The following is a 15,184-nucleotide window of genomic DNA, read 5'->3' as shown; positions in this document are numbered from 1 at the left end:
CACCGCGTCACGTCGGGATTGCCGCTGCGGAGCCGGCGCGACAGGTGGTGTCGCGCCGGAGCGGCCATGGGCCATGCTACGGAATCGCGGCATCGACAGCCAGTCCAGCAGTCATACTAGTATTGGCAATACTGGTCTGCCCGGACTGCGGCGGCGCCTTACTGCTTGGCGTGCTTTGCTGCGTCTTCGATCACGGCAGCAACTTCCTTCGGACGCGATTCGTAGACCGAGTGGCTCGCACCGGCCAGCACGGTGGTGTGACTATGGGCGCGCTGATAGTAGAAGCGTTCGAGATCCGGATTGATGATCTTGTCGTCGGCCGCGACGATCCCCCAACTCGGCTTGGTGGTCCATGCGGCGACGGTCATCGGCGCCGAGAACACCTTCGCGGCCGTGAGGATCTGCGACTGCGCTTCGAACTGGGCCTGCTTGAGCGGCAGATCGGCCGCGAAGTCTTTCGGGAAGTCCGCCGGGTTCAGGTAGGTATAGCCGTCGTCGGTCTTCCTGATCGCGCCCGGCTGCTTCGACGTATAGCTGGGATATTGCTTGCCGAGATCCGACTCGTCTTCGCCGACTGCCGGCGCATGCGCGGCCACGTACACCAGACCCGCCACTTTCGGATCGACACCGGCTTCGGTGATCACCGAACCGCCGTAGCTGTGCGCGACGAGAATGGTCGGGCCGTCCTGCAGGTCGATCACGCGTTTGGCGGCGCTGACGTCGTCGTCCAGCGAGGTCAACGGTTCCTGCACCAGGGTAACGTGGTAACCGTCGCGGGTCAGGATGTCATAGACCGGCTTCCAACCCGAGCCATCCACCCATGCGCCGTGCACCAGCACAATGTTCTTGATCGGCGCGGGCTGGGTGGTCTGCGCCGTGGCACCGGTTGATGCAAACAGACAGGCGGACAAGGAAAGGATCGATGCGGCGAGAGGCAAAATCTTCACGGCGAAACTCCATCAATATAAGCATTTATTTTTTTGAAAAATAGCCGGCTTGACCGACGACCCCATAGAACAACGCGGGCGCATTCTGTTTATCAAGCCATCTACCTCTGCAATTCGAACAGTCTGGAATCCTGCGCAACACAGGCCATGACGCAGGTTCCTGACTCCATCATTCAGCTTCCGAAGAAGGTGTTGCAGAAGCTGACCGGACCCACGCAGCCCGCGCTGGGGTGCATCGCGGCGTGCGATGCCGCACCTGATGCCGAACTGCCGTTCTGGGCGACGCCGCCTACGGCTTCGCGCGTCAATTGCTGATCGTTCTGCGCAGCGACTTTCGCTTCCGCGGCCTGAATGTCTGCCGGGTAGTTCTGGTCGTTGGTGGACGGCGTATATCCGGCCTGCTCGACACGAACCAGATCCGCACGAACTTCCGCACGCGTGAGCGGCGCATTCGACTGTGCAAAGCTGAGAACGGGCGCGCCAAGCGCGGCAGCGGCGAGAACGAGACTTGCGAGCATCTTCGACATGATTAAGATTCCTGATTAAATATAAAATGAATCGAGAGGGAAAACTGCCTTCCGGCTGACAGTGGTTCGTCTGGTTCTGCCCTGCCGCCGCTTCCTGCGCACCGCTTACTGCGTCTACATCAGGGCGAACACAAGGCATTGGGGTTTATTCCAGGGTTTTTTCGCGGACGATCAAACGCTGGTGGTCACCCCTCGGCAACCCTCTACTGGGTGAAGCCGGGCTTCACTTGCTTGCGACAGACGGATATTGATGCCGGTGTGCCCGGCTCTCCAGTGATTTGCGACCAGTTGGTCTCACGCGGCGCGAAATGCCTCTGACAAGGCGCGAAACTCGATGCGACTAGCGCGCATTTCACTGGCGCACCAAAAACGCGCTCGATAGCGCGCGTCGGACTCAGTCGGATTTCACCATGACGAGCATGAAGAGATGGGAATATCCCCAGGCCCGATCGCCGAGGTAGCCCATCACCTGGAGGGTCGCGCCTGCGCGTAGGGCATTGCCCAGCGCTTCGTCGATCTTGTACTGGTAGAGCGAAGCAGTTTTTCCGGGCGCGTTGTAGTCATAAGGCCACCTGGTAGTCTCTTTGAGAACGGATGGCTGACTGAGCGCCTGATACGGCAGCAGAACGGCCGCATTGTTCAGCGTGACAGTCGACCCGAGAGCGGGCAGACCATAGTCGCGCAGGAGCTTGCCGGACGTGTCGAGCGTGTAGCGAACCGAGTTGACGGTCACGAAGCGCGTGTCTTGCTGCAACGCGATTTGACTATCGGGGAGATAGACATAGCCAATGTTACCGGTGCACCCCACCATCCAGCATCGCTCCGCATGAGCGAGGGCCGGCAAGAAAAGGATGAGCATGCTCATCAGGGCGAGGCGCGGCCAATTGGACACAGGTATCTCCGGTAAGGCGGGGCAAGCCGAAGCATATACGACCCAGAGGTCGTTGAGTGAGCGCCGACCTGCCCACTACCGGCTGACGTCAAGCTGCCGGCGCGGCGCTGTCGTCGCGGATCGGCTCGCGCGCCATGAACCAGTAAAACAGCGCGGCACATCCGGCAATGATGCCGCCCGAGATGAACGCGAGCGCATACGAGCCCGTACGGTCGACGATAAAGCCGGCGACGACAGGCGAAAACGCCCCGCCGAAGTAGCCGCCGAAGTTCTGGATCGCGCTTACCGACGCTACCATCGACGACGGCGCAACATCGGCCGCGAGCGCCCACGCCGAACCGACCACGGCAGCGATGAACGCGAGGCCAACCGTAAACAGCGCGAGTGTCACGCTAAGTGCATGGGTGAACGGCAACGCGATCGCGCACACGGCGGCGCCTGCCGCGCAACAGGCGATCAGCAGGCGCTTGGCGTCGATCGGCGAGACCCACTGGCGGTCGACCATCTTCTTGGCCAGATAACCCACCGCGATTTCACCCACGGCGCCGCCGGCCCAGGGAATGCCGGCCACCACGCCAAGCTGCGTGAACGAGATATGAAAACGGTCCAGCAGATAGAGCGGCAGGAACACGAGGAAGATGTTCCACAGCCAGATCGTGCAGAAGTAGCCGAGAATCATGCCCCACACGCTGCGGCGTGTGAACAGGGAGCGCCAGCGGATCGACGAGGTGGTCAGCGAGCGTTCATGACCGCCGCCGCCTGCTTCGATATAGGCGAATTCCTCCTTCGACAGACGTTTGCTGTCGACCGGATTGCGATAGAGCATCAGGAACAGCAGGGCAAAGGCGATCCCGAACGCGCCCGTCACATGAAACAGCGAGCGCCAGCCGAACGCGATCATCAGCGCGACCAGCATGGCCGGAGCCAGCGCCGGTCCCCACTTGGACGACGAATCCCACACGCCTGTTGCGAACCCGCGTTCCTTGGCAGGAAACCACGCCGCGGTGATTTTCGCCGAGGTCGGCCAGCACGGCGCCTCCCCCACGGCGAGCAGCGCCCGCATCACCAGCAAGGCGGAGATCGAACCGACCACGCCTGTCAACCAGGTCGCGACGCTCCACCAGATCATGCCCAGCGCGTAAGCCCGTTTGGCGCCGAAGCGGTCGATCACCCAGCCCGCGGGCAACTGCATCACCGCATAGGTCCACGCGAACACGCTGCCGAGCAGCCCGATCTGCGTGCGCGTCAGGCCGAGTTCGTGAATCATGCCGGGCGCGGCGATCGAGAGGCTGGCACGGTCCATGTAATTGATGATCCCGCCGACCAGCAGCCACAGCAGCACGTGCCAGCGGTAATTGAAGCGAGCGGGCCGCGCCGCGGCGGCGGTGGCAGGAAAGGTCTGTTTGTCCAACTCGCGTCTCCGTCGAGATGGCCTGGGGCGGCCATTTTTCGTTGTCGTGGGTATCGTCGTGGGCCGTATGCGCGGCCAATGGCCTGCATGGCTCGACACAATGCTTCTCAGCAAGCACTGAACGACAAGTGTACGGATGAGGCGTGCCGGCTCCAATGTCGAAACCGGATGGGCCGATAGCGTTTGCGTTATCGGAGCATGTGAATAGCGCAAGACGTATGGGGCGAGACGCGAGGCACTAGTCCGGAAACACCACCTTGAGCAAAACAGGATGATCGGGCACGTCGACCCGTACCTGTTTGACGTTCTGCTGTGTCTGGATAGCAGCGCTGCCGCTCAGCGGGTCATAGACCGTCACCCGCGTGGCCGTGCGGCCCAGATCGACCGAAACGGGTACCGGCGCCGAGGTCAACGGTGTTCCCCTCGCCCGGTCCCAGAACGGCGTTTCGTTCCACAAGGCGAGTACGAACGTTCCGTCGGCCTTGCGCAACAGCAGGCTTCTGGCAGACGGCGGCAGGTCAGGCAACGTATAACGCCACGCCCGCCCATCTCCACGCTGCAACGCCGTGTCGTCGTTGGCTTTCAATATGGCAATGAGATTGTGCAGCGCCATGGCGGCCGGTTTTGCCCGGTTGTCGAAGCTGAACAGACCGTAGTGCATCCCAGCGTCGACGCGAGGCCGATCCGCCTTTTCGTCCAGCAATTCGTAGAGGTAAAGTCTCGATACGCCTGATATGGCCGCATCCAACACGCCGTTGAGGATGCCTTTTGCCTGGCTTTCCTCATCAACGCCGATCTGATACCAACCGCTCTGCGGCAGGCTGAAATAGCCAAACTCGGTGATGACCATAGGCAGACCCATTTTCGCCAGGCCCTTGATTCCCGCTCCCATCCACGCGTCGCCGTTGGCGTTGTAGCCGGGCTGTTCGCCGTTCTGGGGATAGACGTGCTGGTTGGCATAGTCAGCGGCGCCAGACCCGCTCGTGACGCGCTGGAGGTCGTACCCCGTGAGATCGTAGACGGGAACACCGGCAAGCGATGCATCGCCATGCACGAAGGCATAGATCGCCTGCTGGGCCGCGAGGCCTGCTGCTTCGCCCGTGAGGCCGCCATAGGTCACCGGCCAGTTGTTGATCTCGTTGAGTCCCTCCACGGCTTCGACGCTACCGGGCGAGACTGCTTCGACCAGCCTGATCTGTGCGAGCGACTGCGTGACATCGGGTCGAACGGTGAAATCGAACTTGATGCCCGCGCGTGCAAGATACAGATACGAGGAGATCGGCGCCGATCCGCCGGGCGCGGCATTCCTGACGTGGCTCACGCCGAGCCAGACCAGATCGTCTCGCACATTCTTCAGGTTGGCGTAGGCGCCATCCGTGTAATTGACGTGGGTGTTGACCGCAATGCCGTCTACAAAGCGGCTCACCGTCATCGCTTCATCCGCGACTGTCGGTGCACAAAACATTCCGGTGACGCACGAAAACACGACCACGTTAAATGCAATCTTATTCATTCGATACCCATTCCGCTTGCACGACTGAGGTGAACCGTTCCATCTGCTGAACCGGCTGTCCCACTCAGCGTCACGTCGACGCGTCCAGCATGAGAGGTTCATCAGGTATCCTCAGAGCTTCGGCGAGGCGTGCCAACTGACGCTCGGGACTGCTGGCTTCCCAGCCGGCCTTGGCGATTCTGGCGAGATATGCCGGGTCTTCGTAAAAGCGGCGCATGGCGAGCGCTGCGGCATCCACATCAGGCTCCGCCCACGTCACCTCACCGTAGACGCCACCTTCGTCGCGCATCGTGGCTAGTTCGCAGGGAATCAGTACGCTGTCCTCTTCGCTCATGAAGTCTAGATTGCCTGACCAGGCCGTGGCGAGCGTGGCAAGTCCAAACAGGCGCGCTTCCAGCAGCGGTAATCCGAACCCTTCGGCACGGTGCAGCGAAACGTACACGTGAGCGTCCGAAAACAGCCGGTCCACTTCGGCTCGCGTCATCGTTTCCTGGATGATGCAGATGCGGGGATCGTCTTCAGCCTCGGAGAGAAGTGTGTTCACTTCCTCCGACGCCTGATTCGCCTGCAATTTGATCACCAGAGAGACGTCCCATTCATTCGGGAAGGCGCGACGAAACGCCTCGACGGCCGCACGGGGATTTTTACGCGCAAGGCTCGAGCGCGCATCTGCCATGGTCAGGAAGGTCAAAGCCTCTTCGCCCTTGCGCCAGCCACGCGGGCTGCCTTTTTCCAATAGCACATGGGGCACGACCCGGATTGGACAGTCATAGAGTTTGGCCAGGCTCTGCGCCGAAAACCGGCTCGGTGTCCAGATCTCGTCCCAGACGTCCTTGTATTTCGGCCAGTCGCGAGGCGGCTCGGCCAACTCCCACGCGAAATAGCCAATGGTCTTGCCACTGCGGATGAGACGCCGTAGCGGCCAGGCGAGCAACAGAAACTGCGGTGCCGCACAATGAAAGATGAACAGGCCGCCCTTCCGGCAGAAGATCGTTTTGAACGGATTGCGCATCGCCGCGGTGACGTCGGGCTGCTCGACCGCGTATCCCAGCGTCTCGAGTGCAAGGCCGTTGTAAACCGCCCCATTTGCCAGTCCGTTTTTTAACCCATACCGGCAAACGATCTTGATCGAGCCGGGCGAGCGCTCGCTCGTCAGATCCTTTCTTTTGTGGCGCATGGCCCGATAGGCCACGCTCATGAATACGGACAGGTACAAGGTTTTTGCCAGCTTGAAGATCCGCTGAATCACGTGCTTTCCCTAAAATTGACCGACCGCGCCTGACATCGACAGCGCAATGTATCGGATGGCTAACTTTCGCTCAACGGGTTGCTCATCAACGGTATGGAGCCGGTGATCACTGGTTGGGTCGTTCGGCAGTCCGCAAAGACTGCCAGCAGGCGTTCCGCCCATGCGTCCGGCGACAGCCCCACGTGGCGCGTCGCCGTGTGGCCGGTCAGGCTCATCTGCCGGGTCGCCTCGTCATCCCGTGCGATGCGGGCAATAACGTCGGCAAACGCCGGTTCGTCAGTGGGGTCGCACACCTCCCCCGCCCCGCAGCCGACAATATCCGCTGCCAGCAGCGCCGATCGCGAAGCGATCACCGGCAAGCCACTCCACATGGCCTCGGCTGCCACGAGCCCATAGGGCTCGGGATAGCGTGACGGCATCAGCAGCGCGCGCGCGGACTGCACGCGCCGTGCGACCTGCTGCGGCGTCAACCTGCCGCAGAATGTGACCTCGGGGTAAGCGGCCCGCAGTGCCGGCAGCATCGGACCGTCGCCGATCATCACGAGCCGCACGCCGGCACGACGCGCGGCGGCGGCGGCGAGGTCGGGGCCCTTCTCCGCGGCGAGACGTCCCACGAAAATGAATTCGCGGTTGTGTTCCGCGGCGATGCGCGTATCGCTCCACGGCGTGACGGGATTCGGCACCGCCTGCAGACTGGCCGCGGGAATCCCGCCGCGTTCGAGCGGTTCACGCATCGCGGCATGCACCATCAGCACGCGTGGCCCGTTCGGAGCGAAGTGCAGCGTGTGCGACTGCACCGCCTGCCGGACCGTGCGCCATACCTTGTGGATGTAATGCCGTTTGTCGCAATGCCGCGTCAGACACGCGACGCCGAGCGGCACGCGTGTGCAGACCGTGCCTGCGCGATAGTCGGCAAATGCCCCATTCGGGCAGACGAGAAAGAAGTCGTGCGCGGTAATCACCATCCGTTCGCGCACGCGATTCAATGCCGTGAACACCGAGGGCGACAGGATCTGACTCCAGCCATGCACGTGGTAGACGGTTCCCGGTGTGTCGTGTTGCGCAATCCAGCCGTTTAGCATGGTCACCGTGTCTGCGTTGTACACGCCTTGACGCAGCGCGCCCACGCCCGCCTGCAAGAGCGGTGCGCGCCCGAGTCCGATCGTGTCCTGGCCACACGCCTGGAACTCGGGATTGGCCCCGGCATCGCCCGTGATATAGGTGACTTCGATTCCGCGTGCGCGCATCAGGCGTGCTTCGAGCAAGGCGAGCGCGGTGGCGCCGCCGTTCGCCACCGACGCATCGTTGACAATCACCAGCCGGTCTGGCCGCATCGTGGTCATACGCGTGCCTCCAGCGCAGTCTGCGCGAAATCGTCCGTGGCACGCGAGCGCGTCGCTGCCAGCAGCGCAGTAGCCAGACCAGCGACGTGCTCGCGCGCCTGTGCGATGACGCTGCGATGCATCCGCGCATCGACGCCCTCGCCGAGCTGCCGTGCCGCGAGATCGACGACGGCCTCGATCGCATCGGCACCCACCCGGCACAGACAATGCCCTCGCCCGACCTGGGCAAGAAATGTTTCGAGCTTGACGTCCCACGCGAAACCGATCTGCGGGATGCCATACGAAAACGCCGCAATATTGGCGTGCAGCCGATGTGCCATCAGCAGGTCGAACGACGAGATCAGTCGCGCGAGATCGGATGGCGTGTCCGCGCGCGGCGCGAAGGTGATGTGCTCGCGGCCGGCCGCGTCGGCAAGCGCGGGGCGCAACTCGCCGAGATAGGCTTCGTCCTCAGGACTTCCGTTCGCGAACACGACGAAGCGCCAACCGCGCGCCCTGCCCGCCCGAACCAGCGCGCAATACCACGCCGCCTGTGCCGCGGTGGAGATATGGGTGTTGCCGCCGTGGTACTTGAGTGCGATCGGATGGGTCAGACCGAGACCGATCACCGTACCCGCCCTGTCTCGCGACCGGCTGCGCGCCACGTGCCGCGACACCAGTTGCCCGGGGTCGTGCACGACCTGGGCAGGTGGAATGCCGGCTGGACTCAGACGCTGGCGCCAGATTTCGGCTGAGCGCGGGTCGCGCACCGAGGCATGGAACAGTTGCGGTCCGCCGAACGCACGCCGGAACAGGGATTCTCCGCGGGGCGTCCAGTTGTCGGAAACGCCCACGCCGAATACCGCGGCCGGCAGCTTCATGCTGCGCACTTCCGCCATCACCGCATCGAGCTTGAGCGGAAAGTTCAGATCCGCGTCGCTCAGCAGATTCCCGCCGCCAACGATCACGGCATCCACGCGGCCGAGTTCCGCGCGCCAGTGCGGACGCAGGTGCCTGTGCAGTCTGGAGCCCAGCACGGATTGCGCGATCGCATGGCGCACCATGAGCGGGCTGTGATGCATCAGCGTCAGCACCGACTTGCGCGAGCGTGTGCCGGGGTCGTACTCGGTGCGGCCCGCGAGGTCGATCACGCGAATCGCGATTGACGGCAACACGCTTGCCAGTTCCGCTTCGAGGCATTCAGACAGCAGCCCGTCGCCGAGATTCGGACTGTACTTGACATTGATGAGTGCGACGCGGGGCGTATGCGATGCGTAGTTCACAGCGACTCCGCGCGTTCCGGCGTATGGCGGCCACGCAGCACGTCGCCGAATGCGATGAGATTGCCGACCAGCCGGCCGCGCCTGTCGATGTACGTTTCCGGAGCAACCGATTTCGACACGTTCGCGGTCACATTGCGCAGGATCTGCAGACAGGCTTCGCCGCGCGACATCGTGCCTTTACGCATCATGTAGACGGGATTCATCACTTGCGAATAGCCGAGCCGGCGACCCGGCACGCGTCCGCGCTTCACGCCCAGATGCACGCCAAGCGCGGTGCCGAGTTTCACGAGACGGCCTCTGGCCTGCGCGACGCGCGCACCGAAATCGCGATCTTCGAGCCAGCCGTACAGCACGAGGCGCTCATCGAAACGCAAGGTCGCCACCGCCGACGCACGGAACGCCATATTGCAGCCGTAGGGACTGTAGCCATCGCGGACCCAGCCGTGCCGTTCCGGCTGCACCTCTGCCAGCGCACGCGTCGCGTCGTCGACCGTGAGGCCAGGACCGAGAATGCCGTCCGCGACGACATGCCCCGTGACACAGGCGAGCGCCGGATCGGCCGCGAACGCACTGGCCGCCTCGCGCAGCCAGTCCGGGTGCGGGACGAAATCATCGTCGAAGAAAGCGATGTAGTCGGTCTGCGCCGGCATGAGGTCCAGAATCCTGTTGCGCTGCCGCGTCAGGCCCGGCTTCACGAAGACGATGCGCAGGTCGTGCGCTTCCTGCAGCGCGCCGATGTCGTCGGGACTCGTGCAGGCGACGATGATCGACGCCGGCCGTAGCGTTTGCGCGCGCAGGCACGCGACGATCGTCGCCACTTCGGCGGGCCGGCCGCGTGTCGCGATGCCGGCACAGATGCGCGGCGCGATGCTGCTGGAGCGGTCAGGCGCCATACCAGGCGGAGCGTGAAGGTCACAGGTCGTCATAAATCCCCGTCATGAACGAATGGTGTTGTCATTGGCAGGCATGGCCAGCTTGCCGCCGGTCTCGAAGAGTTCTGCCAGCAATTGGGCGCGCCACATACCGCTAGCCAGCACGGTGAGCATGGTGAGTTCTCCGATCAAACGTGCGCTCGCCATGCCGAGCGCCCCCCAATGGCTCGCGAGCGGCACCGCACAGGCGAGGTTCACGATCGCGCTCAGCACACCCGAGCGCGCGAGCAAGCGTTCCAGCTTGCGCGGCACCAGAAAATACATGCCCAGCACCTGAGTGCAGACGCTGATGGGCAGAACGAGCACCATCAGATTCAGCACGGGCACGCTGCGCTCGAAACCCACGCCGAACACATGGGGAATCAGCCATCCCGACAGCGTGATGGTCGCCAGCGCGCCGAGCGCCGCGCCTGAAAAGAAGAACACGAAGATGCGCCGCGTCAGGCGATTGGCCTCGCGGGTGTCCCGGCTGACCATGTAGGTCACTTTTGGCACGAGGATCTGCGCGGCCGGCGACATGAGGCTCAATCCAGCGGCAATCAGTCGTTCAGGAATCCCAAACGCGCTGACCTCGGTTTGGCTTGCCATTGTCGACAACAGGAACGTCGACGCCCCTGTCAACAAGACGGAGGTTCCGCCGTAGATAAAGATGGTGGTCGACTTGCGGATCAGATCCACCGCGGCTCTCAGGCTGGCAAGCATGCCGCGGAAATCGGCGCGGATCATCCAGTAGGCCAACGCCAGCTGGATACAGCTCGATACGAGCAACAGCGGAAACACGCGCGCGACATCGGACGCATGGTGGACGAAGCCGACGATCAGCAGGAACGACAGCGCGAAACCGATCACTTCGATCCAGACGCTTACCAGAGCCCGTCCGGTGCTGACCAGAAACCAGCCGACATTGAACGCCGCCACGAGCCCCATTGCGATCACGATCGCTCCGGTCAAAGGACGGCTACGGAAGGTCAATGACAAACAGATCGCAACCAGCCCGACGATCATCGCCGGCACGCACAGCAGCAGTCGCGTGGTGACGTGAACCTTCAGGATCTCGGCGCGCTGCTCGGCATCTGCAGCGTGTACGGTGTCGCGCGATCCCACGGTCGGAAAACCGAAGCTCACGAAAAGCCACAACGAATTCGCGAGAGACGTACCCGCCAGTACGGTGCCGTAGCCGTTCGCACCCAAGACGCGTCCGTAGTACGGCAACATGATCAGCGGATAAAGATAGCGGAACGCATACGCGAGGTAGACCGCCGCCAGCTGAGTACGCGAAGACAAGGGTCTCATGAGCTTCGTGCCCGCATCGAATGATGGCCTCTGCCGGTTGCGCGCATCATCGGACACGCTCCATGCGTCTCACCACCGGTGTACGCCTGACATCGAGTACGCCGAATGCGACTGCCGCAAACAGATACGTGCACGCGCCCAGATCGAACACGGTGCCGGACAGGGTCGCACCGATCAGCGACGCGAACAGCGCCTGCACGGCGGCGAAGCTGACGACCCGATCGGATCCCCAGTTCAAGGCGGGTGTCCGGCGCCGGACAGTCCGATAAAAGAACAGTGCAAACAGCGCCGCGCCGAGCAGACCAAGATTGCCGAGCGTGACCGCGATGAAACTGGACGCTCGCGCGCTGCCGAGTCCGACGCCAAGCCCGAAGGTGTCGACGAGATTCACCAGCGACTGTAAATTCCAGGCACTCCGTTCGATTCCGGAGTCACTATCCATCTTGTTGGTCAGCGTATGGTCGATCACATTCGCGGCTGCCGTTATAACCGGCGAGTCGGTCGCAATCAGCGCACCGACGACGAACACCATCAGCACGCACGCGATCGTCATGACCTGGAATTTTCTTCTGCGACTGGCGCGTACGACCGAACCGGATCGGCTCATCGCGAACACGATCAGATAACCGCCCAGGCCAACGTAACCGGTGCTCGATGTGGACAACAGAATAAAGGCCGCCGTCAGCACTGCGAGCGGCCCGCTCAGCTTGCGGCGATACCCCAGGAGCCAGAGATTCGCGGCGAACGCAAACAGCGGTAACGAAAACCCCGCAAACGCGGACGATTCCGAAAAGGTGCCGCTGATGCGCCGCACACTGCCGATCGCGGCATCGTCGATGATCGAATACTGGGCCGTCTTGATCGCATCCAGCAGGTCGACACCTACGGCGCCGCCAAGCAGGTCGATAGCGGCCGCCATCACGTTCAGCGCTGCGAGGAACAGGAATGCATCGGCGATGGTCCTGCTGGCATCGCGGCGGCGCATCGTCATGGAGGCGGCGATGTACAGGAAGCACTCACCGACGAGGTACACGGACTGGCTGAGATTGCCGGACACGGGGCCGAGCGGTTGCAGCGTCAGTTGCGCGGTGCTGGTATCGGAACGATCGATCGCGTACACGAAGGTCGAATCGCCGAGAACGCGCGGAAACACCAGCGCCGATACGCATCCGTAGCCGGCCAGCAGCAGCAGCCAGAAGCCAGGCGAGCCGATGCGAACGCTGGCCCACATGGCGCGCGAATCTTCGCGCATCAAAGTCCGTACGATGAAAAACAGCATGAAGAGGCTCGCCGGCAACACGCCGATGCCGCCGAACGCCACCGCTTCGGTCGCACCGAACAGCGTGCTCGCCACCATCACGTACACGGCCCATTGATACGGCAGCAGGAGTGCCAGCAGGCCCAGGCCGATGACGATGCCACCCGCGAGGCTCAGATCCATGACGTCTCGCTCCGTTGCACGTTGCTTGCCGCAGCACGACTGGTCGCCATGCGGGACGATGCTCCGTCCTCCCGGTGCATAGCCAGCTTCGCGACAATCTCCAGCAGCTCGTCGCGAAAGCGCTCGGCGGTAAAGCGCAAGGCGTTTGCGCGGCAGGCGAGCGGATCGAAGTCGCCCATCGCCTCGAAACGATCCACTGCGTCGATCACGTCGGACACAGACTGATGCGTGAAGAACAGGCCTGTGCGGGTGAGCACATCGTCGGATGCGATCACCGTTTCGAGCGAGCCACCTCGCCCGTATGCGATCACAGGCGTCCCGCAGGCCTGCGCCTCGACCGGCGCGATGCCGAAATCCTCTTCGGCAGCGAACACAAACGCCTTGGCCCGCTGCATGTAATCGATCAGCTCGCTATCCGACTGGTAGCCCAGCAGCGTCACGTTAGGTGTCGCAACAGCCTTGGCCCGTTCGAAGTCCGGTCCGTCGCCGATCACGACGAGCCGGCGCTCCGGCGTATGGGCGAACGCCTCTACGATCAGCGGCACGCGTTTATACGGCACCATCCGCGACGCGGTCAGGTAGAAGTCTTCCTTCTGCATGCGCAGCGCAAAACTTTCGATGTCCACGGGCGGATACACGACGGCGGCATCGTAGCCATATGCCTTGCGGATGCGTCGCGCGATGAAACTGGAGTTCGCGATGAAGGCATCGACCCCGTGCGCAGTGCGCTGGTCCCAGATGCGCATGTAGTGCAGCAGGATGCGCGCGATGCCACCTTTAAGCCCTGAATTCAGCCCCGATTCGCTCAGGTAGCGATGCTGCAGGTCCCACGCGTAGCGGATCGGCGAATGCACGTAGCTCACATGCAACTGATCCGGTCCGGTGAGGATGCCTTTCGCCACCGCATGACTCGACGAAATCACCAGGTCGTAGCCGGACACATCGATCTGTTCGATGGCGAGCGGCATCAACGGCAAGTAAGTGCGGTATGACGTGCGCGCGCGCGGCAAGCGCTGGATGAACGAGGTCGTGGCGCGTTTGCCGGCCAGCTTGGCACGCTCGTCGTCCGGCAGGAAATCGACCACCGTGAACAGATCGGCCTGCGGCCAGATCTGCAGGATCTGCGCCAGCACCTTCTCGGATCCGGCGTAGGTGGTCAGCCAGTCGTGCACGACAGCGACGCGGCCAAACTCGCGACGGCCATCGCCGTGCGGCGGCAGTGACGAGCCTGGGTGCGAACGCATCGGTTCTTCTAGATTTGCGGGCATGCGGTCCATGGAGATATCTCGTGCAGAAGTTGTTCGGCGGTGGCCAGCCACGTCAATTGCGCGGCTCGCGCGAGACCGCGCTCGCGCAGACTCGCGCGCAGCGTACTGTTCGCGGTCACACGATCGATCTGGACGGCTAGCGCAGCCGGGTCGTCGGGCGAAATGTAGATGGCAGCGTCGCCGCAGGCCTCGCGCACGGACGGCAGGTCCGCCGCGATCACGGGACAACCGAGCGTCATGGCCTCCACCGGCGGCAAACCGAATCCTTCGTAGCGCGAAGGATGGACGAAGCACACGGCCTTGCGAAACAGTGCCTTGAGTTCGCCATCCGAAACGAAGCCGATATGTTTGATGCTCGCCGGCAGCGGCGCGGCGCTCGATCCGTATACCGCCGGGTCGGTGCCGCCTGCCACGACGACATCGAAGCTCGCATCGGGCATCAGGCGCAGCGCGTCGACCACGAGACCGAAGTTCTTGTGACGATTCAGGCTGCTCACGGCGAGTACGAAGGGGCGCCGCCCGAGGCCGTGCTTGCGCAGAATGCCGGCGTCCTCCGCGGGTCGAAGCATGTGCTCGCCGCTCTCCGAGACGACACCGATCTTCCCCGCCGGGATCCGGTAGATGTCGCGCAGTTCGCGGCTCGAAAACTGCGAAACCGTCACGATGCGCCGGCACGAGCGGCCAATCATGGGCGCCATCAGGCGGTACCACGTGCGAAACGTCCGGCTGTAGCTCTCCGGCACGCGCATCGGCGCCGCGTCGTGCAATACGACCACCTGATGACGCAGGAACAGCGGCGCGGTGTTGCACAGATTCAGCAGCAAGGCGCCTTGCGCCGCGCGCGGCAAATGCAACTGCTCCCAAAGCTGACCTTGCCCGCCGCGAACCACGCGCATGCCGATATGCGAAAACGGGTTCGACACCGGCTTTTCCCGTTCGGGAACCAGTAGCTCGACCGTCATCGCGGACACAGCGGGATGGCGCTCGCCGAGCAACGCGTCGAGACTACGCACCACTTCGAACGCGAAGCGGTCGACGCCCGTGGCGGGGCGCAACAGAAAGCGCCCGTTGATGGCAATTCGCAGCGGCGCTGCCGTCGTTTTCAT

General features: G+C 63.1%; 13 protein-coding genes. All 13 read right to left on the bottom strand.

The features are described 5' to 3' along the window. Positions 1–158: 158 nt before the first annotated feature. Positions 159–947, bottom strand: a complete 789-nt coding sequence (locus P3T43_RS02635) for an alpha/beta hydrolase (RefSeq protein WP_429279461.1) — start codon at positions 945–947, stop codon at positions 159–161. Between the two features lie 173 nt (positions 948–1,120). Further along, positions 1,121–1,474, bottom strand: a complete 354-nt coding sequence (locus P3T43_RS02630; protein ID WP_429279460.1) for a DUF4148 domain-containing protein — start codon at positions 1,472–1,474, stop codon at positions 1,121–1,123. A gap of 394 nt (positions 1,475–1,868) precedes the next feature. Then, on the bottom strand, positions 1,869–2,366 hold the full coding sequence (locus P3T43_RS02625; protein WP_429279459.1) for a hypothetical protein: 498 nt from the start codon (positions 2,364–2,366) through the stop codon (positions 1,869–1,871). Positions 2,367–2,454: 88 nt separating this feature from the next. After that, entirely contained in the window at positions 2,455–3,777 is a 1,323-nt protein-coding gene (locus P3T43_RS02620) for an MFS transporter (protein ID WP_429279458.1), read from the bottom strand. 238 nt (positions 3,778–4,015) lie between these two features. Then, a complete protein-coding gene (locus P3T43_RS02615; protein ID WP_429279457.1) occupies positions 4,016–5,290 on the bottom strand; it encodes a calcium-binding protein in 1,275 nt (424 codons plus the stop codon). A gap of 70 nt (positions 5,291–5,360) precedes the next feature. Further along, positions 5,361–6,539 carry a glycosyltransferase family 4 protein gene (locus P3T43_RS02610; RefSeq protein ID WP_429279456.1) on the bottom strand — a complete coding sequence of 393 codons (1,179 nt, stop codon included), beginning with the start codon at positions 6,537–6,539 and terminating at the stop codon, positions 5,361–5,363. Positions 6,540–6,598: 59 nt separating this feature from the next. Continuing rightward, positions 6,599–7,882, bottom strand: a complete 1,284-nt coding sequence (locus P3T43_RS02605) for a glycosyltransferase family 4 protein (protein WP_429279455.1) — start codon at positions 7,880–7,882, stop codon at positions 6,599–6,601. Then, complete coding sequence (locus P3T43_RS02600; RefSeq protein WP_429279454.1) at positions 7,879–9,144, bottom strand: polysaccharide pyruvyl transferase family protein; 1,266 nt, start codon at positions 9,142–9,144, stop codon at positions 7,879–7,881. Before P3T43_RS02600 ends, P3T43_RS02605 begins: the two co-directional genes overlap by 4 nt. Then, positions 9,141–10,070, bottom strand: coding sequence for a glycosyltransferase family 2 protein (locus P3T43_RS02595; protein ID WP_429279453.1), 930 nt, complete (start codon positions 10,068–10,070; stop codon positions 9,141–9,143). Before P3T43_RS02595 ends, P3T43_RS02600 begins: the two co-directional genes overlap by 4 nt. 9 nt (positions 10,071–10,079) lie before the next feature. Next, entirely contained in the window at positions 10,080–11,369 is a 1,290-nt protein-coding gene (locus tag P3T43_RS02590) for an oligosaccharide flippase family protein (protein ID WP_429279452.1), read from the bottom strand. 46 nt (positions 11,370–11,415) lie between these two features. Beyond that, entirely contained in the window at positions 11,416–12,810 is a 1,395-nt protein-coding gene (locus tag P3T43_RS02585; RefSeq protein WP_429279451.1) for a hypothetical protein, read from the bottom strand. Next, positions 12,801–14,054 carry a glycosyltransferase family 4 protein gene (locus tag P3T43_RS02580; protein ID WP_429279450.1) on the bottom strand — a complete coding sequence of 418 codons (1,254 nt, stop codon included), beginning with the start codon at positions 14,052–14,054 and terminating at the stop codon, positions 12,801–12,803. The genes P3T43_RS02585 and P3T43_RS02580 overlap by 10 nt, the downstream gene beginning before the upstream one ends. An 8-nt stretch (positions 14,055–14,062) precedes the next feature. After that, positions 14,063–15,184, bottom strand: a complete 1,122-nt coding sequence (locus P3T43_RS02575) for a glycosyltransferase family 4 protein (protein WP_429279449.1) — start codon at positions 15,182–15,184, stop codon at positions 14,063–14,065.

The sequence above is a fragment of the Paraburkholderia sp. GAS41 genome (assembly GCF_050436545.1).
Taxonomy (GTDB): Bacteria; Pseudomonadota; Gammaproteobacteria; order Burkholderiales; family Burkholderiaceae; genus Paraburkholderia.
The sequence above is the reverse complement of the archived record's forward strand: the minus strand, read 5'-3'. Positions and strand labels throughout refer to the sequence as shown.

Coding starts and splice junctions, on each gene's coding strand:
- P3T43_RS02630 (WP_429279460.1), bottom strand. CDS start 1,474: ATGTCGAAGATGCTCGCAAGTCTCGTTCTCGCCGCTGCCGCGCTTGGC.
- P3T43_RS02615 (WP_429279457.1), bottom strand. CDS start 5,290: ATGAATAAGATTGCATTTAACGTGGTCGTGTTTTCGTGCGTCACCGGA.
- P3T43_RS02605 (WP_429279455.1), bottom strand. CDS start 7,882: ATGACCACGATGCGGCCAGACCGGCTGGTGATTGTCAACGATGCGTCG.
- P3T43_RS02595 (WP_429279453.1), bottom strand. CDS start 10,070: ATGACGACCTGTGACCTTCACGCTCCGCCTGGTATGGCGCCTGACCGC.
- P3T43_RS02590 (WP_429279452.1), bottom strand. CDS start 11,369: ATGAGACCCTTGTCTTCGCGTACTCAGCTGGCGGCGGTCTACCTCGCG.
- P3T43_RS02585 (WP_429279451.1), bottom strand. CDS start 12,810: ATGGATCTGAGCCTCGCGGGTGGCATCGTCATCGGCCTGGGCCTGCTG.
- P3T43_RS02580 (WP_429279450.1), bottom strand. CDS start 14,054: ATGCGTTCGCACCCAGGCTCGTCACTGCCGCCGCACGGCGATGGCCGT.
- P3T43_RS02575 (WP_429279449.1), bottom strand. CDS start 15,184: ATGAAAACGACGGCAGCGCCGCTGCGAATTGCCATCAACGGGCGCTTT.